The organism is Affinirhizobium capsici (assembly GCF_977018625.1).
This window is the reverse complement of the sequence record NZ_CDRNXD010000004.1, coordinates 107,552-132,271: the sequence shown is the minus strand read 5'-3', so window position 1 is coordinate 132,271 and position 24,720 is coordinate 107,552. Positions and strand designations below refer to the sequence as shown.

General features: G+C 55.8%; 25 protein-coding genes. 8 read left to right on the top strand and 17 right to left on the bottom strand.

Annotation, left to right across the window (positions count from 1 at the left end; all coding sequences use genetic code 11):
* Nucleotides 1-148: 148 nt before the first annotated feature.
* Genes AC0JZ1_RS04065 through AC0JZ1_RS04055 form a run of 3 tightly spaced genes read right to left on the bottom strand, consistent with a single transcriptional unit; the run spans nucleotide 149 to nucleotide 5,101 of the window.
* Nucleotides 149-3,295 carry an efflux RND transporter permease subunit gene (locus AC0JZ1_RS04065; RefSeq protein ID WP_471881157.1) on the bottom strand — a complete coding sequence of 1,049 codons (3,147 nt, stop codon included), beginning with the start codon at nucleotides 3,293-3,295 and terminating at the stop codon, nucleotides 149-151.
* A 21-nt stretch (nucleotides 3,296-3,316) separates the two neighbouring features.
* Entirely contained in the window at nucleotides 3,317-4,456 is a 1,140-nt protein-coding gene (locus AC0JZ1_RS04060) for an efflux RND transporter periplasmic adaptor subunit (protein ID WP_471881156.1), read from the bottom strand.
* 39 nt (nucleotides 4,457-4,495) lie between these two features.
* Nucleotides 4,496-5,101 (bottom strand): TetR/AcrR family transcriptional regulator, encoded by a 606-nt coding sequence (locus AC0JZ1_RS04055; protein ID WP_471881155.1) that lies wholly within the window; start codon nucleotides 5,099-5,101, stop codon nucleotides 4,496-4,498.
* A 153-nt stretch (nucleotides 5,102-5,254) separates the two neighbouring features.
* Between AC0JZ1_RS04055 and AC0JZ1_RS04050 the strand changes: the two genes are divergently transcribed.
* Both AC0JZ1_RS04050 and AC0JZ1_RS04045 read left to right on the top strand, forming a co-directional pair.
* Entirely contained in the window at nucleotides 5,255-6,808 is a 1,554-nt protein-coding gene (locus tag AC0JZ1_RS04050) for a PAS domain S-box protein (protein WP_471881154.1), read from the top strand.
* A 57-nt stretch (nucleotides 6,809-6,865) separates the two neighbouring features.
* The gene (locus AC0JZ1_RS04045) at nucleotides 6,866-7,138 is read left to right on the top strand and encodes a BON domain-containing protein (RefSeq protein WP_471881153.1); all 273 of its coding nucleotides are present in this window, start codon (nucleotides 6,866-6,868) and stop codon (nucleotides 7,136-7,138) included.
* A 97-nt stretch (nucleotides 7,139-7,235) separates the two neighbouring features.
* Here AC0JZ1_RS04045 and AC0JZ1_RS04040 read toward each other — a convergent pair whose 3' ends face one another.
* On the bottom strand, nucleotides 7,236-9,584 hold the full coding sequence (locus AC0JZ1_RS04040; protein ID WP_471881152.1) for a glucose/quinate/shikimate family membrane-bound PQQ-dependent dehydrogenase: 2,349 nt from the start codon (nucleotides 9,582-9,584) through the stop codon (nucleotides 7,236-7,238).
* A gap of 133 nt (nucleotides 9,585-9,717) precedes the next feature.
* Entirely contained in the window at nucleotides 9,718-10,218 is a 501-nt protein-coding gene (locus AC0JZ1_RS04035) for a sigma-70 family RNA polymerase sigma factor (RefSeq protein WP_471881151.1), read from the bottom strand.
* 183 nt (nucleotides 10,219-10,401) lie between these two features.
* On the opposite strand from AC0JZ1_RS04035, the gene ku (AC0JZ1_RS04030) reads away from it, so the two are divergent.
* Nucleotides 10,402-11,274 carry a non-homologous end joining protein Ku gene (gene ku, locus AC0JZ1_RS04030; protein WP_471881150.1) on the top strand — a complete coding sequence of 291 codons (873 nt, stop codon included), beginning with the start codon at nucleotides 10,402-10,404 and terminating at the stop codon, nucleotides 11,272-11,274.
* Nucleotides 11,275-11,277: 3 nt separating this feature from the next.
* Nucleotides 11,278-13,767: a DNA ligase D gene (ligD, locus tag AC0JZ1_RS04025; RefSeq protein ID WP_471881149.1), complete on the top strand. Its 2,490-nt coding sequence runs from the start codon at nucleotides 11,278-11,280 to the stop codon at nucleotides 13,765-13,767.
* Nucleotides 13,768-13,815: 48 nt separating this feature from the next.
* On the opposite strand, the gene glgA is transcribed toward ligD, so the two are convergent.
* On the bottom strand, nucleotides 13,816-15,282 hold the full coding sequence (gene glgA, locus AC0JZ1_RS04020; RefSeq protein ID WP_471883347.1) for a glycogen synthase GlgA: 1,467 nt from the start codon (nucleotides 15,280-15,282) through the stop codon (nucleotides 13,816-13,818).
* 303 nt (nucleotides 15,283-15,585) lie between these two features.
* Nucleotides 15,586-15,903, bottom strand: coding sequence for a DUF2934 domain-containing protein (locus AC0JZ1_RS04015; protein WP_471881148.1), 318 nt, complete (start codon nucleotides 15,901-15,903; stop codon nucleotides 15,586-15,588).
* 176 nt (nucleotides 15,904-16,079) lie between these two features.
* On the opposite strand from AC0JZ1_RS04015, the gene AC0JZ1_RS04010 reads away from it, so the two are divergent.
* Nucleotides 16,080-16,301 carry a hypothetical protein gene (locus AC0JZ1_RS04010; protein WP_471881147.1) on the top strand — a complete coding sequence of 74 codons (222 nt, stop codon included), beginning with the start codon at nucleotides 16,080-16,082 and terminating at the stop codon, nucleotides 16,299-16,301.
* A 57-nt stretch (nucleotides 16,302-16,358) separates the two neighbouring features.
* Here the strand turns inward: AC0JZ1_RS04010 and AC0JZ1_RS04005 are convergent, their stop codons facing one another.
* Together AC0JZ1_RS04005 and AC0JZ1_RS04000 are read right to left on the bottom strand one after the other, a co-directional pair.
* Nucleotides 16,359-16,856, bottom strand: coding sequence for a YciE/YciF ferroxidase family protein (locus tag AC0JZ1_RS04005; RefSeq protein WP_471881146.1), 498 nt, complete (start codon nucleotides 16,854-16,856; stop codon nucleotides 16,359-16,361).
* Between the two features lie 147 nt (nucleotides 16,857-17,003).
* On the bottom strand, nucleotides 17,004-17,225 hold the full coding sequence (locus tag AC0JZ1_RS04000) for a hypothetical protein (RefSeq protein WP_471881145.1): 222 nt from the start codon (nucleotides 17,223-17,225) through the stop codon (nucleotides 17,004-17,006).
* Nucleotides 17,226-17,360: 135 nt separating this feature from the next.
* On the opposite strand from AC0JZ1_RS04000, the gene AC0JZ1_RS03995 reads away from it, so the two are divergent.
* On the top strand, nucleotides 17,361-17,702 hold the full coding sequence (locus tag AC0JZ1_RS03995) for a hypothetical protein (protein WP_471881144.1): 342 nt from the start codon (nucleotides 17,361-17,363) through the stop codon (nucleotides 17,700-17,702).
* A 3-nt stretch (nucleotides 17,703-17,705) separates the two neighbouring features.
* Here the strand turns inward: AC0JZ1_RS03995 and AC0JZ1_RS03990 are convergent, their stop codons facing one another.
* Nucleotides 17,706-17,885 (bottom strand): hypothetical protein, encoded by a 180-nt coding sequence (locus AC0JZ1_RS03990; protein WP_471881143.1) that lies wholly within the window; start codon nucleotides 17,883-17,885, stop codon nucleotides 17,706-17,708.
* Nucleotides 17,886-18,067: 182 nt separating this feature from the next.
* Nucleotides 18,068-18,442 carry a hypothetical protein gene (locus AC0JZ1_RS03985; protein ID WP_471881142.1) on the bottom strand — a complete coding sequence of 125 codons (375 nt, stop codon included), beginning with the start codon at nucleotides 18,440-18,442 and terminating at the stop codon, nucleotides 18,068-18,070.
* Nucleotides 18,443-18,570: 128 nt separating this feature from the next.
* Between AC0JZ1_RS03985 and ku (AC0JZ1_RS03980) the strand changes: the two genes are divergently transcribed.
* Nucleotides 18,571-19,365, top strand: coding sequence for a non-homologous end joining protein Ku (gene ku, locus AC0JZ1_RS03980; RefSeq protein WP_471881141.1), 795 nt, complete (start codon nucleotides 18,571-18,573; stop codon nucleotides 19,363-19,365).
* Between the two features lie 35 nt (nucleotides 19,366-19,400).
* Here ku (AC0JZ1_RS03980) and glgX read toward each other — a convergent pair whose 3' ends face one another.
* The 3 genes from glgX to AC0JZ1_RS03965 form a co-directional block, all read right to left on the bottom strand.
* Entirely contained in the window at nucleotides 19,401-21,482 is a 2,082-nt protein-coding gene (gene glgX, locus AC0JZ1_RS03975) for a glycogen debranching protein GlgX (protein ID WP_471881140.1), read from the bottom strand.
* A gap of 86 nt (nucleotides 21,483-21,568) precedes the next feature.
* A complete protein-coding gene (locus AC0JZ1_RS03970; protein ID WP_471881139.1) occupies nucleotides 21,569-21,769 on the bottom strand; it encodes a hypothetical protein in 201 nt (66 codons plus the stop codon).
* Nucleotides 21,766-22,044 carry a hypothetical protein gene (locus tag AC0JZ1_RS03965; RefSeq protein ID WP_471881138.1) on the bottom strand — a complete coding sequence of 93 codons (279 nt, stop codon included), beginning with the start codon at nucleotides 22,042-22,044 and terminating at the stop codon, nucleotides 21,766-21,768. The genes AC0JZ1_RS03970 and AC0JZ1_RS03965 overlap by 4 nt, the downstream gene beginning before the upstream one ends.
* Nucleotides 22,045-22,150: 106 nt before the next feature.
* On the opposite strand from AC0JZ1_RS03965, the gene AC0JZ1_RS03960 reads away from it, so the two are divergent.
* Nucleotides 22,151-22,417: a hypothetical protein gene (locus AC0JZ1_RS03960; RefSeq protein WP_471881137.1), complete on the top strand. Its 267-nt coding sequence runs from the start codon at nucleotides 22,151-22,153 to the stop codon at nucleotides 22,415-22,417.
* A 230-nt stretch (nucleotides 22,418-22,647) separates the two neighbouring features.
* Here AC0JZ1_RS03960 and AC0JZ1_RS03955 read toward each other — a convergent pair whose 3' ends face one another.
* From AC0JZ1_RS03955 to AC0JZ1_RS03945, 3 genes are read right to left on the bottom strand one after another with little or no spacing between them, the layout of a single operon-like run.
* Nucleotides 22,648-23,700 carry a c-type cytochrome gene (locus AC0JZ1_RS03955; protein ID WP_471881136.1) on the bottom strand — a complete coding sequence of 351 codons (1,053 nt, stop codon included), beginning with the start codon at nucleotides 23,698-23,700 and terminating at the stop codon, nucleotides 22,648-22,650.
* A gap of 1 nt (nucleotide 23,701) precedes the next feature.
* The gene (locus AC0JZ1_RS03950) at nucleotides 23,702-24,340 is read right to left on the bottom strand and encodes a cytochrome c oxidase assembly protein (protein WP_471881135.1); all 639 of its coding nucleotides are present in this window, start codon (nucleotides 24,338-24,340) and stop codon (nucleotides 23,702-23,704) included.
* Nucleotides 24,337-24,720 carry a hypothetical protein gene (locus AC0JZ1_RS03945; protein WP_471881134.1) on the bottom strand — a complete coding sequence of 128 codons (384 nt, stop codon included), beginning with the start codon at nucleotides 24,718-24,720 and terminating at the stop codon, nucleotides 24,337-24,339. The genes AC0JZ1_RS03950 and AC0JZ1_RS03945 overlap by 4 nt, the downstream gene beginning before the upstream one ends.

Sequence of the window (24,720 nt, the reverse complement as noted above, 5' to 3'; positions counted from 1 at the left end):
CCCTACGAGGAACCGCCGCCTCATCCACTGACGAGAAAGAGAATTTTTCTCTCAAATAGCAAGCGGGCGGCGATACCTATTTTAACGCGTATCGCCGCCCGCTGATGGGTTGGGAGACGGCAGGGGTACGCCGCCTCCCGCCAGATGCTCACTCTGCCGCGGCGGAGGGCTTGAGCGAGCCTGGACTGGAGGTGTTTTCATTCGTCTGATCGCCCGAAGCCGAGCCCTTCTTGTCCTTGCCAAAGAACAGGGCATAGCCCGCCGGAAGAACAAGAATGGTCAGCACCGTTGCCACCATGATGCCGCCCATCATGGCGTAGGCCAGCGGTCCCCAGAACAGACCGCGGGAAATCGGGATCAGAGCGAGAACAGCGACCAGCGCTGTCAGCATGATTGGGCGGAAACGACGCACTGCCGCCCCGATGATCGCTTCGCTACGCGCCATTCCGGCGGCAATATCCTGATCGATCTGATCCACCAGAATGATTGAGTTGCGGATAATGATGCCGAGCAACGCAATGACGCCCAGGATTGCAACGAAGCCGAACGGCGCACCTGTAATTAACAGCGCGGACGCGGCACCGATGATACCAAGCGGACCCGTTGCCAACACCAGCATGGCTTTGCCGAAATGCTGCAGCTGGATCATCAGCAGTGTCAGGATGACGAAGAGCATGACGGGAGCCTTGGCGGCAATCGACATCTGGCTTTCGGCGGCATCTTCCGCACCGCCCTGAATCTCGACCTTATATCCGGCAGGCAGGGACTTGCGCAGATCCGCCATTCCCTCAAACATCTTGGCAGAAATATCGGTCGGCTCCACATTATCCGGCACTGTAGCCTTAACCGTGATGGTCGGCAGGCGGTCACGGCGCCATTCGATGCCGTTTTCCTGTACCGGCTCAATGCGGGCAATCTGCGATACCGGCACAAACGCGCCGCTATCGGTCGGGATATAGACGGAGTTCACAGCCGTCAGCAGATCACGGGTCGCATTCGGCTCGCGAGCCACGATGGAGACGGTTTCTTCGCCATCACGGAACTGATCGAGCGTCACGCCGGACATGGATGCAAAGAGCATCTGGCGTACACGCTGCGAGGTCACACCGAGGGCGCGGGCGCGGTCCTGGTCGATGACCAGCTTCATCTCCGTTACCGGTTCCAGCCAATCATCATGAATGGTGCCAAGAACCGGATTCTGGTGGAAGCGCTGCTTCACCTGATCGGCAATCCGGCGAACCTCCTGCCGATCCGGACCAATGACGCGCATCTGCACGGCCCAGCCAACCGGAGGCCCGAGGAAGAGGCGATCCACCTTGCCGCGCACCGTGGGGAAGTCCTTCGCCAGAATATCACGCAGCTTCACAACCAGACGCTCACGCTGTTCAAGCCCCTTGGACATAACGAGAAGCTGGGCATAGTTCGGATTGCGCAACTGCTGGTCCAGCGGCAGGAAGAAGCGTGGGGCGCCCTCCCCGATGAAAGTTGCAACAAAGGCCTTGTCCGGATCGTCCATGATCTTGGCTTCCAGCACCTTGGCCTGACGTTCTACTTCTTCGATCGCTGTTCCTTCCGGCAACCACATATCGACAAGGATTTCCGGGCGCGAGGATTGCGGGAAAAAGCTTTGCGGGATGAACTGGAATGCCCAGAGGCTTGTGAAGAACACGCCAAGTGTTGCGGCAAGAACGATCAGACGATGGCGCACGCTCCAGGTTACGGTGGCTTTCAGCCCACGATAGAAGCGCGTGTCATAGACATCGTGATGCGTCCCCGCATGCGGTCGCTGCTTCAACACCATGTAGCCGATCCAGGGCGTGAAATAGACCGCCACGAACCAAGAGGTCACAAGCGCGATGCCCACTACATAGAAAAGCGAGCGTACATATTCGCCAGCCGTTGAATCCGCAAAGCCCACGGGAATGAAACCAGCCGTGGTGATCAGCGTGCCGGTCAACATGGGGAAAGCGGTGGAGGAATAGGCGAAAGTGGCAGCGTCGAGCTTTTCCAGCCCCTCTTCCAGCTTTCGCTCCATCATTTCCACCACAATCATTGCGTCATCCACCAGAAGACCAAGCGCAATGATGAGAGCGCCCAGCGAAATACGCTGAAGCTCGATGCCCATCTCATACATGATGGCAAGGGTCGCGGCGAGAACGAGCGGAATGGAGATGGCAATGACGATACCCGATCGCCAGCCGATCGACAGCAGCGAGACGACAAGGACGATCACCAGAGCCTCGATCAACGCCTGGGTGAATTCACCAATGGCTTCATGCACCACTTCCGGCTGGTTGGCGATCTGCGAGATTTGAACGCCATAAGGCAGTGTCTTGTCGAATGTGCTGTAGGTTTCTTCGATCCACTTGCCGACATCGGTGACCTTGTAGCCATTCTGCATGACTACGCCGATTTCGACCGCATCCTTGCCGTTGAAACGGAATTTTCGGTCGTAGGGCGAAATGAGCCCCGGCGAAACCGTTGCGATATCACCCAGGCGAAACACTTGGTCGCCGCTTCGAATGCGCAGTTCGCGCACATCTTCGGGAGTCTTCACGCCGCCTTCAACGGAAATGCGAACCGAGCGGGTTGCTGTCTGCACACTGCCTGCCGGGTCAACATTATTCTGGCCAGCCAGCGCATTCTTGATGTCGTTCAGTGTCAGCTTGCGTTCGGCCAGCGCCTTGGAGGAAATGTCAATATAGATGCGCTGATCCTGATCACCGAGGATGGAGACCTTCTCAACGCCCTTGGTAGCCAGCAGCACATCACGCGCCCGGGTCGCTATGTCCTTCAGTTCGGGATAGGAATAGCCATCACCGGTGATCGCGTGCAGCGTCACATAGGTATCGCCAAACTCATCGTTGAAGAAGGGGCCGAGCACGCCCGATGGCAAATCCTGCTCGATATCACGCACCTTCTTGCGAACCTGATAGAAGGCATCCGCCACCTGTGCGGAGTTGGTGTTGCCCTTGATCTGGATCGTCGTGATGGAGAAACCGGCACGGGTATAGGATTTCACCCAATCGAGATGCGGCGTTTCCTGAAGCTTCCGCTCGATCTTGTTGACGACTTGATCCTGCATTTCCTGAATGGAAGCGCCCGGCCATACCGCCTGCACAACCATGACGCGGAAGGTAAAGTCAGGATCTTCCTTCTGGCCCATATTGAGGATGCCAAGGCCTCCCACAATGATGATGATGCCGAAGAGAAAGCGGCCAATGCTGGGATGGGCAATAGCCCAGCGCGAAAGGTTGAATGGTTGCTTGCCGCCAGTGGGACGAGACGAAGTCATGTTTTGATCCTCGCTCGCCGCTTACGTATTCGCAGGAGACGCGGCTTTACCCGCATCGCCCTCTGGCTTTGCCGGTTCCGCGCTCAGGTTGACTTCCAAATCCGGCTGCATGAATTGCGTACCAGCGGCCACCACCAGATCGCCAGCAGCAAGGCCAGAACCGATCCGCACTCCATCGGCGGTGAAGCCACCAATAGTGACAGTGCGAGGGCTTACCTTCTTCGTATCGGGATCAACAACCCAGACGACGGATTTGTCGTCCTGCTTGGTCAAGGCGGTCAGGGGAAGTTCGAATGTTTGCGCAACCGCATCTGAGACCGCAGTCACCGTTGCTGTGACACCCAAACGAATTCGTGGATCGTCCGGAAGGCTCACGCGAACTGCGAATGTTCGCGACTGCGCATCGGCGCTGCCTGCCACTTCACGCACCTTACCATCAACGACGAGCTTCTGATCGAACCAGAAGGAGGCCTTTACCGTCTTGCCCGGTTCAAACTGGGCAATATCGCCTTCCGGCACGGCAATCACAGCTTCCTTTTCGCCATCTTCGGCGATGGTCAGCACCGGCGTACCGGCGGCAAGAACCTGTCCCGCCTCCGCGCTCACTGCCGTCACAAGACCGGGAACATCAGCATTCAACACAGAATAGGTCACACGATTGCGCGCCTGATCCAGTGAAGAGGCTGCCGCATCACGGCTGGCAATGGCCTGCTGGGAGGAAAGTTGAGCCTGCTCCAACTGAGATTGGGATGTCACGTTCTGCTGCTGAAGCGTCTGCGCGCGTTTCAATGCAAGCTGGCTGATCTCCACCTGCTTCTCAGCAGAGGCCAGCTCAGCCTCGGCTTGGCGAACGGAAAGCTCGTAATCCGTGGAATCGAGCTTGGCCAGCACATCGCCCGCCTTTACTCGCTGGCCGACATCGACCAGACGCTGCGTAACCTTGCCATCCACCCGGAAGCCCATGGGGATTTCGGTTCGAGCGCGAACGGCACCGGAATAGGTAAGAGAGGCGCCCTGTTGCGGTGCCTTTACCTCGACCACCTTGACCGGACGTATGACCGGCGCTTCGGCAACTTTTTCTTCAGAGCAACTTGTCAAGCCGATCAGGACCACCACACCGGCAGCGCTCAGCTTCCCCAGTCTATCGAACAACATTTTCATGACTCCTGTCACAAAGGCCCCTCTCCAGGAAGCCGAAACCTACTTGAGCGCTCGCAGGGAATAGTCGACGAGTTGTTCTGGCGTCAGAACATCATCAGATGCGAGCGTTTTGGTGATCAACTGCGGATGACACAGACAGACGCCTGAATTCATGAACCACTCAGCAGCAAGGCGTGTATTCTGATCCCGAAACTCACCAGCGGCTATTCCTTCAGCAATGATCCGCTCCACTAAAACTCTGACCTTGCTGATATGCTCTTCAATAACGGGCCATTGCTGATCCATCGCAATCACGACCATTTCATGGACCTTTTCTTCGTCCATCATAGTCTCGACAGTCATACGATGCTGCATAAGAACGTGATCTTTTAATCTTATCGACGAAGACACTTTTCTGACTGAATTCAATTGCAACATATCATATTGTATAGACAGCATTCTCTTGGCCAATGCCTGATGAATATCAGACTTGGAGGAAAAGAAGCGGTAGATATTCGCAGGCGACATTGAGAGGTCGCGGGCGATATCTGCAACATTGGTTTTCGTATAGCCGTAATGCTTGAAGAGACGCTCAGCACTGTCGAGAATCTTCTCCACATTTTCTTGACGGGAGGCTTCCGCCGCGGCTGTCATAGGTTCAATCATCGCTACCTTCTAATGAATGACGAATTTTGAATTTCGTCAGTCGTACATCGGCAGCCGTTTTGAGTCAACCAGCATACAATTTGCTCGGTCCTGAAACTTTTCGATATGAGCGATGTTCGGCACTGCTGTGAATGCTGGTGGGAGATGCGGAATATGGCCGAAGGCCGGACTGTGCGACGTCAGGTGCAGGACCGATACAGGCTGCTGATCGAATCCATCATCGACTACGCCATCTACATGCTTGATCAGGATGGCCATGTTGCGAGCTGGAATCCGGGAGCAAGACGCCTGAAGGGCTACGATGCGGAGGAAATCGTTGGGCTTCATTTCTCCAATTTCTACACGCCCGAAGACCGGGAAAAACGAGAGCCCTGGCGTGGTTTGGACGTGGCGGCACGCGAAGGACGTTTTGAAAACGAAGGCTGGCGGGTGCGCAAGGATGGCACGCGCTTCTGGGCCAGTATTGTCATTGATGCCATTCGCGACGACGAAGGCAATCTCCTGGGCTTTGCCAAGATTACGCGCGACATTAGCGAAAAGCGCGAGGCACAACTGGCGCTCGCCAAGGCGCGAGAAGAACTGTTCCAAGCACAGAAGCTGGAAGCCATCGGCCAGATGACCGGTGGAATCGCGCATGATTTCAACAATTTGCTCACCGCCATCCTGGGTTCGCTCACGCTTTTGCAAAAGCGTCTGCCAGAAGATACCGAATGTCAGGCATTGGTCAGAAGCGCACTTTTGGGAGCAGAACGCGGTGCAACGCTCACCCGGCGTCTCCTGGCATTTTCACGTCGGCAGGATTTGGACGTAGGTCCGGTAAAGCCGGTTGCCTTGGCCTCGGGAATGCTGGAACTGGCCTTGCGGTTTCTTGATCCCGATATTGAGCTTGAAACGGACTTCGAGGAGGATATTCCCGAAGTGCTGACCGATGCCAACCAGCTGGAAATGGCACTCCTCAACCTCATCATGAACGCCCGTGATGCCATGCCGAACGGCGGAAAGATCTTGATTGGTGTACGGCGTTCCCAGCCGTTCCAGGTAACTTCACAGGTGTCGGAACCGGGCGTCGAACTCTATGTCAAAGACGAAGGACATGGCATGGATGAAGAGACTTTATCCCATGCCACCGCACCCTTTTTTACCACCAAAGGGATCGGCAAAGGCACCGGTCTCGGGCTCGCCATGGTGCATGGCCTGATGGAACAATCTAGTGGTCACTTGCGTATTCTTAGCAAGCCCGGCGCGGGAACAACCGTGTCGATGGTCTTTCCGGCAGCTCCAGTTGCGGCAAGACCGCAACTTGAAACGGAGAATGCCGAGCCAGTCATGCAAGATGTTTTGAGCGTTAATCGTCCCCTCACCGTACTCGCCGTCGATGACGACGGTCTTGTGCTGATGAACACCACAATGATGCTGGAAGACCTGGGTCACACGCCCTTGGAAGCTTACAGCGGTGACGAGGCATTGCGGCTTCTGGATGAACGCCCTGACATTGATCTGGTCATCACCGATCATTCCATGCCGCGCATGACAGGTACCGAACTGGCGACCGCCATTCTGGAGCGCCGAAGCGATCTGCCCGTCATTCTGGCAACCGGCTATGCCGAAGTCCCAAATGGCAAAGGCGGTTCACTCCAAAAGCTCACAAAGCCATTTACACAGGATGAGTTACGCTCTGCTATTAGTATGGTCTTGCAGAGAACATGAACGAATTCCAATTTCGAGCGTTACCTCTCCAAACCATAAACATGGAGGAGACGCATCATGGTATTCAAGCATCCCACCTTTCATCGGGAAGACCCGGTTGTCGAACAGGAGTTTCCGCCACAGGCCATGCTGGAAACCACTGTTGCCGCAGCGCTTGCCAGCGCTGGCGGGTTGGACGCATCCAACGTGAAGGTGACGGCCAAGGGTCCCACCATCGAACTCGGCGGTCGCGTGTTCCTGAAAGGTGAAATTCAGCGCGCCGAGGAAGTGGCACTGAGCGTGCCGGGCGTGGACAGGGTTGTGAACGCTCTGATTGCTGAACAGCCGTAAATTCATCGTTCGTAATATGATACAAGAAGCCCGGCGCAGGTATGCGCCGGGCTTCTTGCTTCAAGACTTGAAGTGGGGGAGCCGAAGCTCCCCGCCGTTATTTCTTGGGCAGTGCGTAGGCAATTACATAGTCGCCTGGCTTGGTGCCAATCGAACCGTGGCCACCTGCCACCATCACCACGAACTGACGACCGTCATCGACCGAGTAGGTCATTGGTGTCGCCTGGCCGCCTGCTGGAAGACGCGCTTCCCACAGCTGCTTGCCGCTGGTCAGATCATAAGCGCGCAGGAAGTTGTCGACAGCTGCGCCGAGGAAGGCGACACCACCCTTGGTGATCATCGGTCCACCGATGCCTGGCACACCTACCTTGAATGGCAGCGGCAGCGGCGTCATGTCATACACCGTACCATTCTTGTGTTTGTAGGCAATCTTGCCGTTGCGAAGGTCAGCGCCGGTCACATAGCCCCATGGCGGAGCCTGGCACGGAATCTGAAGCGGACCAAGGAATGGGCCCATCTTCACGGCATAAGGTGCGCCGTCATTACGGTTCAGCCCCTGTTCGGAACCCTTTTCGTCCTGCCCCTTCGGCGGCACTTCCGAACGCGGAACGAGCTGCGAGGTGAAGGCGAGGTAGGTAGGCATGCCAAACATGACCATCCGTTCCGGATCAACTGCGACGGAACCCCAGTTGAAGGTGCCGAAATTGCCCGGATAGATGAGTGAGCCCTGCAATGAAGGCGGTGTGTATTGGCCTTCATATTTAAGCTGCTTCAAGCGGATGCGGCACACCATCTGGTCAAACATGGTGACGCCCCACATGTCGCGACCTTCCAGGGTGCGCGGACGGAAGTTGAGGGCAGAGATAGGCTGCGTTGGCGAGGTACGATCTTCCGGGATGGCACCGCCAGGCGCCGGCTGTTCCGTGACAGGAATGATCGGCTCGCCGCTGCGGCGATCGAGAACATAGATGTCACCCTGCTTGGTTGGTCCGACAAGAGCCGGAACCATGGCACCATCTTCCTTCTTCAGGTTGATCAGAACAGGCTGTGCCGGAACGTCCATATCCCACAGATCGTGGTGGACGAACTGACGCATCCAGCGATCGGCGCCCGTGTTGACGTCAAGTGCCACAATACCGGCTGAATACTTTTCGACATTTTCCGAGCGGTTCATGCCAAGCTGATCTGGCACCTGATTACCAAGCGGAATGTAAACGAGACCCAGTTCTTCATCGACACTGAAGACGGACCAGCTGTTGGGCGAGTTGGTGGTGTATTTCTGGCCCTCTGGCAGCGGCTGTGTCTGGGTCGGATTGCCCGAATCCCAATTCCACACCAACTGTCCCGTATTGACGTCAAAGGCGCGGATAACACCGGACTGTTCTTCAGTCGAATAGTTATCGTTGACCGCACCGCCGATTATGATCTTGCCAGCGGCAATCACTGGCGGAGACGTGGAGTAATAATAACCCGCTGGGTTAAAGCGCATTTTCTGCTCGAGCTGCAGGACGCCATTTTCCGCAAAGCTTGGGCAGACCTGCCCATTTGCTGCATCGAGAGCGATGAGACGAGCATCGGACGTGGGAAGATAGACGCGCTCGGCACAGGCTGCGCCAGCTGCCGCCTGTGGATCTTTGTAATAGGTTACACCACGGCAGGTCTGGTGCTGACGGTCAGGGTTGAGGCCCACATTCGCGTCATATTTCCACTTCTGCTTGCCGGTAGTCGCATCAAGCGCAATGGCCCAATTGTGCGGCGTGCAAAGATAGAGAGAATTGCCGATCTTGAGCGGGGTCACCTGATAGGTGGTCTCACCCACATCTTCAGGCAGCTTCACATCGCCAGTCTGGTAACGCCAGACTTCTGTCAGATCGCCAACATTCTTGACGTTGATCTGGTCAAGTGGCGAGTAACGCTGACCATAGGGGGTACGACCGTACTGGTGCCATTCACCCGGAGGCACATTGCCTCCCATGGCAGGCGCTGCTGCAACCTGTTCTTCCGGAAGTTCGCCCGAAAGATCGTGGATATCTACCAGCATCGAAACCACGGCGATGAGGAGGGCCAGAGCCAGCGATGCAACAAGCGGCGTCGCAACGGCACTATATCGATAGCCCGTATTGGGGCTGATAAAACCAAGCGGCTTGCGAATCCAGGGCGTAAGCAACCAAGCCCCAAGCACGATGATGACGCCGCCGCGAGGGCCAAGCTGCCACCAATCGAAGCCAACTTCCCAGATCGCCCAACCGAGCGAACCGAGGACAATGAGAGCATAGAGCCAAAGCGCTTCCGCGCGCCGGAGGAAAAGCAAAACAGCGGTGACGAGAAACGCTATGCCGGTGATGAGATAGTAGGCACTATCCCCCAGCATCAATAGCTGTGCGCCACCCGCCGCCAGGGCGATCCCGATAAGTGCAAACAGGATCGCGGTGATCGTTACGGGCATAATGAAATCCTTAAAGAGCAGGTGCAGACGATCGAGGCCGGACGGCCTCCCGCTTCGCGTGAACTTGCGAGCGCTCTAAAAGTTCCCGCAATTTTTACAGGCAGAGTGATTTAAAAATCATCGTGGAGAAATGTCACTCTTCGCCGAGCTCTTGAAGGATTTGATGCCGCGCCCTGTTCAGCCTGCTTTTCACTGTTCCTACGGCGCAATCGCAGATTTCAGCTGCAGATTCGTAGCTTTCTCCAAGGATGGCAACGAGCGTCAATACCTCCCGGTAATGCGGTGGCAGTTTGGCAAGAGCCTCCTGCACTTCGCGCGCCCGCGCCTGCACCTCCTGCGTTGCTTCCATCGGAGAGTCACCGCTCACACACTCTTCAACGCCAGGCGCTTCGCGCCCCAGAACCTTGGCACGCGTGTAAAATGTGTTGCGCATAATGGTGAACAACCACGACTTCAGCTTTGTTCCAGGCTCAAACTTGTCGAGATTGGCAAGCGCCTTCATCAGCGTTTCCTGCACCAGATCATCTGCATCTGTGGGATTACGGCAAAACGTGCGAGCAAAGGCACGAAGGGCAGGAATGAGCCTGACAATATCTGCGCGAGCAGGATCGCGACTCGACTGTGATTCGGACACCGTTCGAAACCTCTCCCAGGATCTTGGCGGGGTGTGGATGCTGGCAAACGTCGCGTGCATCTATTTGGTTCCCCTAAAACAAGCATATGTCAGCTTGTCTGGAATCGTACGGAAGAAGCGGCAGTGCCGGAACAATTGCGGCCTGTTTCCTGTTCAGCGAGTCTTCTTAAAAGGAGACTTGTCGTGGCACCTCGCGCAAATTGGAAAGGGCATCTGACGCTTGGCGAACTCAGCTGCGCCGTTAGTCTATATACCGCGGCCTCCACCTCTGACCGGGTCAGCTTTCACATCATCAATCGCCGGACCGGCAACCGGGTGCACCGCCAGATGGTCGATGCAGACACAGGCGATGAGGTCGAGCGCGAGGATATCGTCAAAGGCTATGAGATTTCGAGCGGCGAATACGTCCTGCTCGATCCGCAGGAAATTGCCGATGCCGTGCCTGAAAGTGACAAGACGCTGGCGCTTGAGACCTTCATTCCCTGCAGTGAAGTCGATACCATCTATCTTGACCGCCCCTATTATCTTGCACCGGCTGATAAAGTGTCGATGGAAGTGTTCGAGCTGATCCGCCAAGGGTTGAAGGCCAGCAATGTTGCCGCCCTCGCGCGCACAGTTCTGTTCCGTCGATTGCGAACCGTGCTCATCCGCCCGCATGGCGACGGCTTGATCGCCAGCACCTTGAACTATGATTACGAGGTACGCTCAGCCAGCGAAGCCTTTTCCGACATCAAGCCCTTCAAGATCGAGGGTGAGATGCTCGACCTTGCCAAGTACATTATCAAGACCAAGCAGGGAAGTTTCGATCCGCAAGAGTTCGATGATCGCTATGAAAGCGCGCTTCAGGAACTGGTGAAAGCAAAAATTGAAGGCCGCAAGCCAAAGAAAAAGCCAAAGCCCAAAGAAACCAATGTCGTCGATCTGATGGAAGCGCTGCGGATGAGTGCTGGGGCAGACAAGCCCAAGGCGAAGAAGGCACCTGCCAAGGCTTCGGCAAAGAGCAAGACCAAAGCCACAAAGACATCCGCGCCTCCCAAGCAGAAGAAAGCGAGCTAACTCGTGTCTCTCCAGACTTATCATCAAAAGCGCGATTTTAAAGCCTCCCCTGAACCAAGAGGCAAAAAGGCAAAAGCCAGCGGCAACAGCTTCGTTATCCAGAAGCATGCGGCACGGCGCCTGCATTATGATTTTCGCCTGGAAATGGATGGAGTGCTGAAAAGCTGGGCCGTGACAAAGGGTCCAAGTCTTGTTCCCGGCGAAAAGCGGCTGGCCGTCCACGTGGAAGACCACCCGCTGGACTATGGAGATTTCGAGGGCACAATCCCAGAAGGCCATTATGGTGCCGGCAATGTGATTGTGTGGGATCGCGGCACCTGGACGCCGGTCGGCGACCTGAAGAAGGCATATCGCAAAGGCCATATGGAATTCGTGCTGGAGGGAGAAAAGCTGCAAGGCCGCTGGCATCTTGTGCGCATGGCGGACCGCCGGGATGAGAACCGCGAAAACTGGCTTTTGATCAAGGCTGAAGATGAGTTCGCCCGCACAGTAGATGATGTGGATATTCTTGAGGAACGCCCCGAATCCGTCAAAACCGGAGAGACATTGAAGGGCAAGAAGCCCCGCAAGACTTCGAGCGCAACGAAAACTTCTGGCTCGCCCGCCACCAAGATGAAGGGCGCAAAGCAGGCCGACATGCCGGATTTCGTCCAGCCACAGCTTGCCACATTGGTTAAATCCGCGCCCACAGGCAGCCGCTGGCTCCATGAGGTAAAGCTTGATGGATACCGACTGCAAGCGCACATTCAAAACGGCAAGGTTACGTTGCTGACCCGCACGGGATTGGATTGGACGGACAGGTTTGGAAAAGCAATCCGTGACGCACTTTCCACGCTTGCCGTCGAGACCGCCATTCTGGATGGAGAAATTGCGGTTGAAAACGGTAGCGGCGCGACGGACTTTTCTCTTCTGCAGCAGGATTTGAGCGAGAACCGGCAGGATAGGTTTGTATTTCACCTGTTTGACCTCCTTTATCTGAACGGCGAGGACCTAACCGGCGCTACCCTAGCCGCACGCAAGGAGCGGCTGGAAACGATGTGCAGGGATTGCCCGCCTGTGCTGCGTTATAGCGAGCACTTCACCGATGAGGGCGGGTTGGTGTTGAAACATGCCTGCCGCTTGAGCCTGGAAGGCATTATCTCCAAGATTGCAAATGCGCCTTACAGGAACGGTCGCAGCAAAGACTGGGTGAAATCCAAGTGCTCCGCCCGGCAGGAATTCGTCATTGCAGGTTTTGTCCCGTCCAGCGTCTCGAAATCGGCAATCGGAAGCCTGATCATGGGCTACTATCGTAATGAGGAGCTGATCTACGCCGGACGCGTCGGCACCGGCTATTCCGCTGAAACTGCCCGTAGCCTTTTCAAAACGCTTGAACCCAATCGGGTGGAAAAGAGCCCGTTTAAGCAGAAGCTGACCGCAGACGAGCGACGCGACGCCATCTTCACCGAGCCGCGTTTCGTGGCTGAAGTGGAATTTCGCGGTTGGACAGCCGATGCGCATCTACGCCACGCTTCGTTTCGGGGTTTACGCGAAGACAAATCACCGGAAGAGGTTGTGCGTGAAAGCCAGCCAGATGCTTCCGATAAAACTGCCTCCTCTCCGCCCGAGACCCAGCGATCGGTCAAGCTCACTCACCCAGACCGCATCTATTGGCCGGATGCGGGCGTAACAAAAGCCGGGCTTGCAAATTACTATGCGCAGGCCTGGCCGTTCATGGCGCCTTTCGTGGTCAACCGTCCATTGTCGCTGCTTCGCGGACCGGATGGGATCACCAAACCCCTGTTCTTCCAGAAACATGCTTGGCGCGGAATGACCAAGCAGGTTCGCCTGGTGACAGACCCACAGGATAAGAGTGGCGCGCAGAGCATAACGATCCGCGATCTTGACGGATTGCTGGGCCTCGTTCAGGGCGGGACGCTGGAAGTTCATCCTTGGGGCTCCAATCTTTCCAACTGGGAAAAGCCAGACATGATCATCATGGATCTTGATCCCGGTGAAGGAACGTCCTGGAGCGCGGTGATTGCCGGAGCTGAGGAAGTGCGCGAACGGCTGGCAGCCATGGGCCTGACCGGCTTCTTGAAGACCTCGGGCGGAAAGGGTCTTCACGTGGTTGCTCCAGTGAAGCCGAAGGCGGAATGGCCGGTCGTTAAAGCCACGATGAAGGCCTTGGCTGATGCCATGGCAGGCGATAGCCCCGATCTTTACGTATCGACGGTGACAAAGTCCAAGCGCCGGGGAAAAATTCTGATCGATTATCTGCGCAATGGACGCGGAGCGACTGCCGTCGCGCCCTACTCGACCCGCGCTCGTCCGGGCGCACCGGTTTCCATGCCGCTTGATTGGTCGGAACTGAATGAGGATATTGGTCCGGCGCAATTTACTGTCGAAAACACGCCTGCCCGTCTCGCTGCGCTGGACAAAGATCCATGGGCCGATTTTCGCAAGGCAGAAGCCGTGATTGAAGGCGATACGCCAAAGAAGAAGCGCCGTTGAGATGATCGTCGCGAGACCGCCCCTTTGCCTGGGCGGTCTCAAGCCTTGTTACCTATAACGCCGCTGTTCCGGCAGTTCCTCGCTTCGGGAAACGAGGTTGTTATAAATGGCAGCATATTTCTCGGCGCTCCGTTCCCACGAGAAGCGGGTTTTCATGCCCTGGTTCTGAAGGCGCGCCCAGTTGCGCGTATCCCCATAAGTGTCCAGCGCCCGGCGCAATGCCAGTCTTAGACCATCTGTGTTGACTGGATGGAATTGGAAACCCGTCGCGACACGGGCAGACATGGCTGCATCATTGGCATCGATGATGGTTTCCGAAAGCCCGCCGGTGCGGGAAACGACAGGCACACATCCGTAACGCAGCGCATAAAGCTGGGTCAGACCGCAGGGCTCGAAACGCGACGGCTGGACGATAGCATCCGATCCGCCATGAATGAGGTGGGCCGTTGGTTCGTCATACCCGACATGAACAGCCATGCGCCCCGGAAAACGGGCAGCCGTCTGGCGCAAAGCCTCTTGAATGGCAGCGTCACCCTGGCCGAACACGATAACGCGCCCGCCCTGGTACAGAACTTCATCCGCAGCATCCGCGAACATGTCCATTCCCTTTTGCCATGTCAGGCGTGTCACGGCAGAAAACACCGGGCCATCGCCCTGCTGCAAGCCGAAGCGCTCCATCAAGGCAGCGCGGTTTTCCCGCTTGCGCTTCAATGTAGTGGAATCGTAGTTCCGGGGCAGATAGGGATCGGTGGATGGGTTCCAGATATCAAGGTCGATACCGTTGACGATGCCGCGAAGCGACATGACGCGCTCGTTCAGAACGCCGTCCAGTCCCATGCCGAAACGAGAAGTGAGGATTTCGCGTGCATAGGTGGGGCTGACCGTGGTGATGACGTCCGCTGTCTGCAATCCGCCCTTGAGGTAACTGATATCGCCAAAATATTCGAGGCAATCCGTGCTGTAGAGATGCTGGCCAAGACCAAGCTCCTCCATTCGATCCACACCATATTGACCTTGGAAAGCCAGATTGTGGATGGTCAAGACGACCGGTACATTGCACCCCATTTCGCGCATGTAAACGGAGGTGAGAGCGGCCTGCCAATCATGCGTATGAACGAGGTCCGGCTGCCAGCCTGGAAGTGCACCATTTGCCACGTCCGCCGCAGCGCGTGAAAGGGCGGCAAAACGCTTCCAGTTATCGGCGTGATCGGTTCCGCTTCCATCGATATAGGGGCCACCGTCACGGGCAAAGAGGTTTGGGCAGTCGAGAATAAAAAGCTCCAGTCCTTCATGACGGGCATGATAGAGCGTTGCCCGCTCACCGAGGAGATCATCAAAGCTCATGAGCGGGATACGCTCGCCAATGGCCTCCATCACAACAGGATAGCCGGGCAGCATGCTTGTGGTATCCACTCCGCAACTCAGAAGCGCCTTCGGCAAAGACCCTGTTACATCCGCAAGCCCCCCTGTCTTGATAAGGGGAAACAGTTCGGAGGTGACCGAGAGTACTTTCATTGGGCCTGTTTCTTTCCTGCGCGCGCTGAACTCAACCGATCGGTTTCGCTCAGCGCCACGGCTAAACCGGTTATCCAGTGTCAACGGGGCGTTCATCATCGCGGCTTCCTCCGAATGCACGGTTCCTGCCGACCCGCATGCTTCGCATCATGCGAAACGTGACGAAAGCCTCGCCCGTTCCAATCAAAAAATGAAATAAAGTGATGGTGAAGATCGAAAGTCATGCCCGTCCCGAAGTCAAAACAACGCCACGCCGCCGCAGAAGCTGCGACGGTCACAAATTCCCGGTAAAGATATTGGCGATTAGGCCGTGGTGGCCTTGCGCGTCTTCTTCTTCGGCGAAGGGTCCGCAACCGGAGGCATAGGCTTCAATGAAGCCTTGGCTTTTTTCGGTTTCGCGGATGTTTCAATTGATGGGTCGCTTGCAACAGGCTCGGCCTTTACCGGCGCCTTGCGCTTTGCTGGCGCTTTGGAAGCTGAAACCGGAGATTTGCCATTATGCTTGGCCTTGAACTCGGCTGCCGCCTGCTGCCAATGTTCATCATGCTTTCCATGCGGACGACCATCGGCCTCCCACAACTCATAAGCGCGCTGTTTTATCCAATTTTCGGAATCCGCCATATGCCTCTCCATTCGCCCGACAACGATAACGTTAGAGAAATCTAAAAGGTTCCGTACCCAAAACGATTTTGTGCGCTGCATCTAAAACTAGCAAGAGCTAAAAAACTTTTTTTCAGCTGCGGGAACCTTCTTCACTGCCGCCAGTTACGGGGCCGGGCTTGGGAGGGCCCGTCAAGATGGAAAAATGCTTCGACATCATTCCGCATTCTACCGGCTGGGTTTACGTGTTGGATGGACGCGTTTCCGCATCCTATCCCTCTTATGCCTTGGCATTGAAGGCGGCCCGCCACCATGCGTCCCGAGAGACAGATACCCTGAAGCGGATTGTGTTTCGAAGACAAGAGCTCAACGGTGAAATGACCCGCGTGGCCTCTGCCTCGACAATCGCCCATCAGTAATTTCAATTTTCGCTTGAACAGCAGCAAGGGCCGACATCTGCCGGCCCTTGCTATTTGTTAGGCTGCTTTCTGAGCTGCAGCGTTCAGTGTGCTTTCTGCGAGCTTGGAAAGCTTCTCATCCGTTGCACTTTCTTCCTGCAATGTCTGCGAGAGCAGGTCTGCAGCTTCCTTCATGCCAAGCTGCTTTGCCCAGGCGCATAACGTGCCGTAACGGCTGATCTCGTAATGCTCGACAGCCTGAGCTGCGGCCAAGAGACCGGCGTCCAGTGCGGGCGTGCCCTTGAATTCTTCGAGAATTTCTTCGCCTTCGGAAATAATGCCTTCAATGGCATCACAGGTCTTACCACGGGCGCGCTTGCCGATGAGTTCGAAAACCTGCTGCAAACGTTCGATCTGCCCGTCTGTTTCTTCCTTATGCTCAAGGAAGGCCTGCTTCAGCTTTTCGTTCTGCGCTCCGCGGGCCATCTTGGGAAGCGTCCGAGAAATCTTGCGCTCAGCGTAGTAGATATCCTTCAAGGTCTCGTAAAAGAGATCGTCGAGGGTCTTCGCAGCCATGTGTTTCTCTCCATTGTTATCTTTTTCAAACGTCCTTGGGCTCAAGGCCGCCTTCTAACAGCGACCCCGCCGCAGGGTTCCTGATGGAGAAAAAGAATCATCAGTGGGTTCGAAACAAGCGAGCGCACTGAGATCGATAGTGAGGAATCAGCGGCGCTTTTCCAAATCCTGCTTGCGCTGCTCCTCGTCGGCCAAGTCATCGACGGGGTAGTCGTTTGCCGTACGCTTCTTGTCTTCGACGGGATCGTCAGCGAAGATATTCGCTTCCCCCTGAACGTAGCCGCTCGGTCTGTTTTCTGCTGGCCCTTCCCATCGTGGCCACTGAGAAATTTCGCCAGGCTTTCCGCCATCCTTGGGTTCATGTCGCATGACATTCTCCTTCTTTAAGTTTCGTGCTGTCCCAATCCCAACAGGACGCTCAGGCGAATGTTCCTCCTTCACCGAGACAGAAACTTTCAAGCTTTCTCTTGGTTAGCTTCTGATCTGCCTGTGAGGAGAAATTTCATGTCAGAACCTCTTAAAATTTTCGCCCTTGTTCCCAATGCCCCAGACGACGACCCGCAGTGGATGGACCGACCACCGCAAGGGACAATCTATGTCCGCGCCCGCACGTCAGGTGATGCAAGGCTTGTCGCAAGTGAAGCTGAAGGTGATTTTACGCAGATCGATGCGCTGCCCGCGGAGGGAAACTCAACAGAAATGGCAAGCGCCTTCCGCAGCGAGAAACTTTACAGCGTGATCTTGGATGAGAGTGGGCAATATGAAACGGAAGGCCCGCGCGAGGTCGTGGCTGGCTATATCGAACGCGATGTTCTGTCTGCCTCTGCCAAGGCAAAAACCCGCTAACGCTTACTTCAGCTTTTCGTTTAGCGCTTTTTGCAATTCCAATGCCAGCGACATGAGCCGGTCCGGCACCGGCTCTTTCTCGATTTCGCAAAGCAGATCAGCGACTTTTTCGCTCACCTCGCGGCCCAGAACCTTCTGGCTGATGCCAGTTTCCTCGACAATCCTGGGCTCTTCCTTTGTCATTCCGACCTCTTTGACGCCCGCGCAGCAAGAGCACAGGTACACCATGTTCAGTACATTCTGATTAAGAACATCTGAACGAGTGGAAAACGACGATTGAATGGCAAAGTCAAGCGATGCTCGCAAACGCAAAACACCCGAAAGCGACTTAGCTCTCGGGCGTGACATTCGTGCTTCGCGATTACTTAGTTCGTGTTGTTATTGCGTCCAGGAATAGACGTGATGGTTGCAGACACCGGATCACTGGCCGGGAATGTGTCTTCCAGACCTTCGTTCAACTGCTGCTCCTGAGAAGAGCTGCTGACGCGGTCTGCGGAGGCCATTGTCGAAGCGCGGCCATCCTGGTTTTTTCCCTCCACCATTTCGTCGGGAAGTGCATCGCTTTCAACAATCCGGCTCAAGAATTCCTTGGCCTTCAAAACTGCATTGGTCCTGTTCACACCAGACGTATTCGAACGGAGGCTGACGGAAACGACATCCCCGCTGTCTTCAATGAATTCGACCGTGTAGCCTGCGTTTCCGCTGCCTTCTGCGATAACCTGCGTACCGACAATGCTCATGATGGCCACCCTTTCCTGTATTTTTCTATTTCGCTTGAACAGAAAACGGGTCAACCCGGCCTTGGTTCCCGTACCCTACGGAACCAGTGAAGGGCCTTGCGGTTTCTCTCTCGAATTGGAGAGAAATCATGGCACCTCGCGCCTTCTGGAAGGGATATCTCAAACTTTCGCTCGTCACCTGCCGCGTCGCTATGACGCCTGCAGTATCTGAAAGCGCGAAAGTTCGTTTCCACAATCTCAACAGCAAAACCCATAATCGTATCGTCACGCAATATGTGGATGCGGTGAGCGGCAAGCCCGTCGATGAAGACGATCAGGTCAAAGGCTTTGAGCGCGCAGAAGATGAATACGTCCTGTTCGAGGATGACGAGTTGGACGATGTGGGACTGGAAAGCACCCGCACTATCGATATCGAAACTTTCGTTCCGCGCCAGGACATCGGTTGGATCTGGTATGACAGACCGCACTATCTGACACCGGATGACAAAGTGAGCGACGAGGCCTTCTCGGTCATCCGGGAGGCCATGCGCGTAACGGGCATGGTGGGAATTGCCCGGCTTGTCATGTACCGCCGTGAGCGGGCGGTAATGCTCGTGCCCGACGACAAAGGCATTGTGGTTTGGACACTTCGCTATGGAGACGAGGTAAGAGATGCGGAGGCCTATTTCGACCGCACGGCACCGGGCAAGCCAGACACCCGGCATTTGAACCTTATAAAGCGTCTGATCAACGAGCGGAAAGAAGAGTGGGACCCGTCCATGGCGGATGATCCGGTGCAGGATAAGCTCGTTTCCATCATCGAAAGCCGAAAGAAAAAAACGAAGAGCCGCGCCAAGCCGAAGGCCAAGGCGAAGGAAAACAATGTCGTCGATATTATGAGCGCATTGAAAAAGAGCCTGGAAGCAGAACGCCGCTCCAAATAGGAGCGGCGGTTTTTTTGTACAGATCTGTGATCTGATCAGCCGCGGCGGAACACTGCCATGCTGCGGCCTTCAAGCTCGTAATCTTCTTCCTGCTCGATTTCCTGACCGCGAAGACTTGGATCGGCAGTCGTCAGTTCCAGTATCCAGCGCCCTTTGTTGAGCGGCGGGATCTTGAACGGCACATTGCCTTCGAAGGGGTTGAACAGCATCAGCACATCCGACCAGATGCCGGATTGGCCTTCCAGGTCGCGACGGCCAAGGTGCAGACCAAGTGTTGTTCCTTCCAACCATTGCTCAGGCTGCTGATAACCACCACCGGCATTGAACCAGTTTACCTCCATGCCATCGCGCCAGTTTTCGCGGCGGAAAATTGGTTGCTTAGCGCGCAGAGCAATGATTTGCTTGGTGAAGTTGCGCAAAGTCTCGTTGGATTCAGGGAGATTTTCCCACTGAACCCATGAGATTTCACTGTCCTGGCAATAACCGTTATTATTGCCCATCTGGCTGCGGCCAAATTCATCGCCTGCCAGCAACATGGGCGTGCCATGCGAAAGAAGCAGCGTGGCGAGGAAGTTTCGCTTCTGCCGCTCGCGAACGGCATTGATACCCTCATCCTCCGTCGGACCTTCCGCACCGTAATTATAGCTACGGTTATCGTTGTGGCCGTCATTATTGTCTTCGCCATTCGCCTCGTTGTGCTTCTCATTGTAAGAAACGAGGTCGTTCAGCGTGAAGCCATCATGGGCTGCCAGGAAATTGACACTAGCCCAGGGACGGCGCCCGCGCTGGTCGTAGAGGTCACCTGAGCCCAAAAGGCGTGCAGCAAAATCCGGCGCGGTGTTCTGGTCGCCCTTCCAGTACTCGCGAGTCGTATCGCGGTACTTGTCGTTCCACTCTGCCCAGCCGGGAGGAAAACCGCCGACCTGGTATCCACCGGGACCGATATCCCAAGGCTCACCGATCAGCTTCACGCGAGACAGGGTCGGGCATTGCGTAATGGCATCGAAGAAGCCGCCACGCTCATCGAAACCTTCCGGTTCGCGGCCCAAAATCGTACCGAGATCGAAGCGGAAACCATCAACATGCATGTGATCGACCCAGTAGCGCAGCGAATCCATGATCATCTGCAGCACGCGTGGATGCGATGTGTTGACCGTGTTTCCGGTGCCCGTATCGTTGATGTAATAGCGGTGATTATCCGGCATCGTCCGATAATAGGAAAAGTTGTCGATGCCCTTGAAGGAAAGGGTTGGGCCGAGCTCATTGCCTTCTGCCGTGTGGTTGTAAACCACATCGAGAATGACTTCGATATTGGCATCGTGGAAGGCGCGCACCATGTTGCGGAAGCCTTGCAGACCCTTTGGCCCGTAATAGCGCGAGGCCGGCGCAAAGAAGCCGATGGTGTTATAACCCCAGAAATTGTGCAACCCCTTGTCCAGAAGGTGCTGATCGTCCGGGAATTCATGCACTGGCATGAGTTCGACAGAGGTGATGCCAAGGCTCTTGATATAATCGACCGTTGCCTTGTGGCCCATGCCTTCGAACGTGCCGCGCAGATCCTGCGGAATACCGGGGTTCAGCTGCGTAAAGCCTTTGACGTGGGTTTCATAGATGATGGTTGAAGGCCACGGCACATTCGGACGCTGATCAGACCCCCAATCGATGGCAAACGGGTCGATCACCCGGCACTTTGGCGTGAACGGCGCACTGTCGCGCTCGTCAAATGTCAGATCCTTGTCATCGTGGTAGATGTCGTAGGCAAAATGCGCGTCGTTCCAGTCGTATTTCCCGACCAGTTCCTTTGCATAGGGATCGACCAGCAATTTGTTAGGATTGAAGCGGTGGCCGTTTTCAGGATCGTAGGGTCCGTGAACGCGATAGCCGTAAAGCTGCCCCGGTTTTACGCCCGGCACATAGCCATGCCAGATTTCATGCGTATTTTCCGGCAGTGTCAGCCTTGCAATTTCCGTTTTGCCTGAAGGGTCGAAAAGGCAAAGTTCCACGCGTTCGGCATGGGCAGAAAATATGGCGAAGTTCGTGCCTTTGCCGTCAAAGGTCGCGCCCTGTTCCAGCCATGTGCCGGACTCGATGGTGAAATTGTGTGATTTGCTGTCCATGCCGCACCTTGTGTTGAATGTGCGCAATCAAAGCGCGACATGTCTTTTCGTTCCCGCACCTGCGAAGAATATAAGCGATTGACGATCTACTGGGTAAAGCCACCGTTCTTGTTCTGCCTGTCGCCGCCCGTGCTGCTATCCGCCGTAGGGTCGCTTCTGGCAGGTGCAGTTCCGACACCCTTTGTCGTTACAGGGTCAGTATCGCTGCGAGAGTTCTGCTTGTCGGAATCGCAAGCGGACAAAGACAGCACCAACAATGCTGCGGAAGCAAATCTGAGAATTCTCATGGAAATTGCTCCTCGGTAGTCTTGGCTTTACGGCGGTCTCGATCAAAGGACACAACCTTTTCAACAGCGGCGATATCAGCCTCCGCGGCAGCTGGAATGGGATCTTCGGCAATCGCCTGCAGAACTTCCGGCGAAATTGCGCCTTTGCGAATGACGTATTCCAACGCTTCTCGCGTATCGCGTTCGGCCTTCAGCTGCGCATAGAGTGCGAGAATAAGACGGTCTCGAACATCACCGCCGCGGCCTAATCCACCCAATGTGGCATGCCCTTCCATGGTATTTCCTCCTTGTTCTTTGGAGGATTAACTGACTGCCGTGCCGGGTTGTTCCCGTATCCTATCGCGCTAGTTCCAGATGATAAGTGCAACGAGGAGAACGCCTATGACCGCCCTTAGCCGCGAAGAACTGGAAGCGCGCGTGAACGCCCACCGGGAATTACTGATCGATTGTCTGGCCGCTCTTTTGGCGGGTCAATCGGTGCGGGACAGTTTGATTGAGCGCATTCGCGAAGATGCGAACTATAAGAATTATGAGGAAGATCCAGGTGCTGTTCCCTCTGCCGGCATCGCCATTGAAAACGGAGCAGCCCGCGAAGTGCGCTCCATTCTGGAGGCCGCGAAAGCGCGGGCTGACGCTGCGAAAAGTTAACGGACCGTCATCTTCCCGACAGATTATCGCCCCATTATTCACACCTGTGGCGAATGTGTGGAACCCTTGACGCGACACAGCGTTTTGACAGCACACAGCAAAGGGAGACTGATCATGACACGCGAGTGGGTTGAAGCGGCGAGTTTCGTGTTTGCAATTGCCGTCTGCTACATGTTCATCGTCCCGGTTTGAGCCGGTCTCGAAATAGTGTGATTGCCCGTATTCACGGGCTATCTCAGTTCTGAAGCGAAATAGGCGGAGAGGTTCTCGATATCCTTATCCGTCAGGTTGTTGGCCGCTGGTATCATCAAGTGACTGAAGGCCGTTCCGCCTCGATAGCCTTCCCTGAACAGCCGCAATTGCTGCGCAAGATAAGGCGCACTCTGACCTGAAAGCCTCGGATAGGCCGGGTTGCTATCTTTTCTCTCATGGCAACTCAGGCAGGCAGGAATACGATCCTGCGCCCGGCCATTCATCGCCAAATCTTTTCCCGCCTGAACATCCGCGCCACGCGGGTTCACACCCCCCGCATCAATCGGCTTACGCTGCATGGTGGCATAGGTATGCGCCAGTCTGCCGACATCATTCGCATCCAGGCCAGCCACCGCCGCCTGCATGACACCACTTGCACGCTCGCCCTTGAGGTAGGCTAGAAGGGTTGCCCTCAAATAAGCTTCCGATTGACCGGCAAGGCTTGGGATAAGGCTTTGCCCGTTCAGCCGGTCCTCCGCGTGACAGGACTGACAGTTGAGATCCACCTTCTGCTGCGAAGAGACATCGCCAAGCCCCGCCAGTTCGCAGTACTTTCCAGCGTCCATGCGCGGCACCTGCCGAAGGAAAGCGACCATGGCCCAGACCTCATCTTCCCGATGGTCGGAAGGCCAGGCTGGCATACCGGTGAAGCGCACACCGTCCTGAACGATATGGAAAAGTTCTGCATCCGTCCATTCAGGCACTTTGACTTTTAGGTCCGGCGGAACCGGCAACATATTGAAGACCACCTGAGACCGGGCCTCAGCCGGCGAACCATGGCAAAAAGCGCAGCCCTGCTCATAGTGACCGGCAGCGAGCTTCAGCATTTCAGGGTTATCGAGCGGTGGTGGTTCGGTACCGAGGGAGGCTGTGCGTACCGAATTTTTCATCGTCCAGTGGAGAAACCAATCCGTCACCGCCCAATGGCCGCTCCGAGCACCAATGCCCATGATACCCGACCAGGCAAACGCGAAGCCCAGGATGACTGCCGCGACCGCTGCAATTGCAAGATGTTTCCAGCCTAATCGCATGTCATTCTCCAGATGGTCTCAAGTCTGGCCGGTTCAGCGTACGGCCAAGCAGTGTCACACCCCCTGCCAGATAAACGGCTGCCCCGATGAGCAGCATGACCACTGCACCAACCTGTTGATCCTGACCTGCAGTGAGCGGCACGCCAAAACAGGTTACCTCCCCTTCTCCGTAAAGAGGCCGGGGCGAGAGCGATAACAGTGCGCCGAGCAGGGTCATGTGCATGGAAGTAAAGAGAAGCCCGAGTGTTCCCGCCAGACGGCGGCTATCTTTTTCACCCCCTGAACCACTTAGGCAGGAAAGCCAAAGAATAAGGCCTGCCATCAGAAAGCTCACCTGCTCAAGGCCGCGAACCAGTACCGACCCTTCTGCCAGGTCACGCGCCGCTGGCGAATGCCAACCCCAGACGACGAAAAGCTCCACCATCGATGCAACGAGCGGCGTCAAAACCCGGCTTCGCGAAACAACGTCGTAAACCCCGCCTGCCAGTCCTGCCGCCAACAAAGGTGCTGCCCCCGCCACGACAGCCATATGCACGATCATGTGCACTGAGAAGCTCTGCTTGTTGCCAAGGATCAGCGTTATCCAGGCAGAAGCGAGAACCAGGAGTCCAAGGATGAAGCAGATCTGCCTGAACTTCATGACTGGCACTCCGCGAGGAATATCAACGGGATCGAGGTATAGATCACCGCGACAAAGCTGAGGCCGCAGAGAAGCAGGGTCGCAAAACCCTGAAACAGCTTGCGGTCATCCCGCGTCGGTTCATCATGGGGCGGGTCGCCGGAACCAAAACCCCATTGCCGCCAGGCCAGATAGCCCGCAAAAACAATAAATGCGAGCGCGGCGAAAGTGAGCCCACCGAGTAACCAGCGCAGGCTGATGAACTGTAACCCCATGATGCCCGGCTTTGCGCAGTAAATCGCCGCGGCCACGTAGCAGATGAGAAAGTGGAGCGCCCACACGGTTGGCGCGGTAAACAGGGTCCAGAGGGTTTCCACTTCGCGAGGGATGACGCTTTTCAT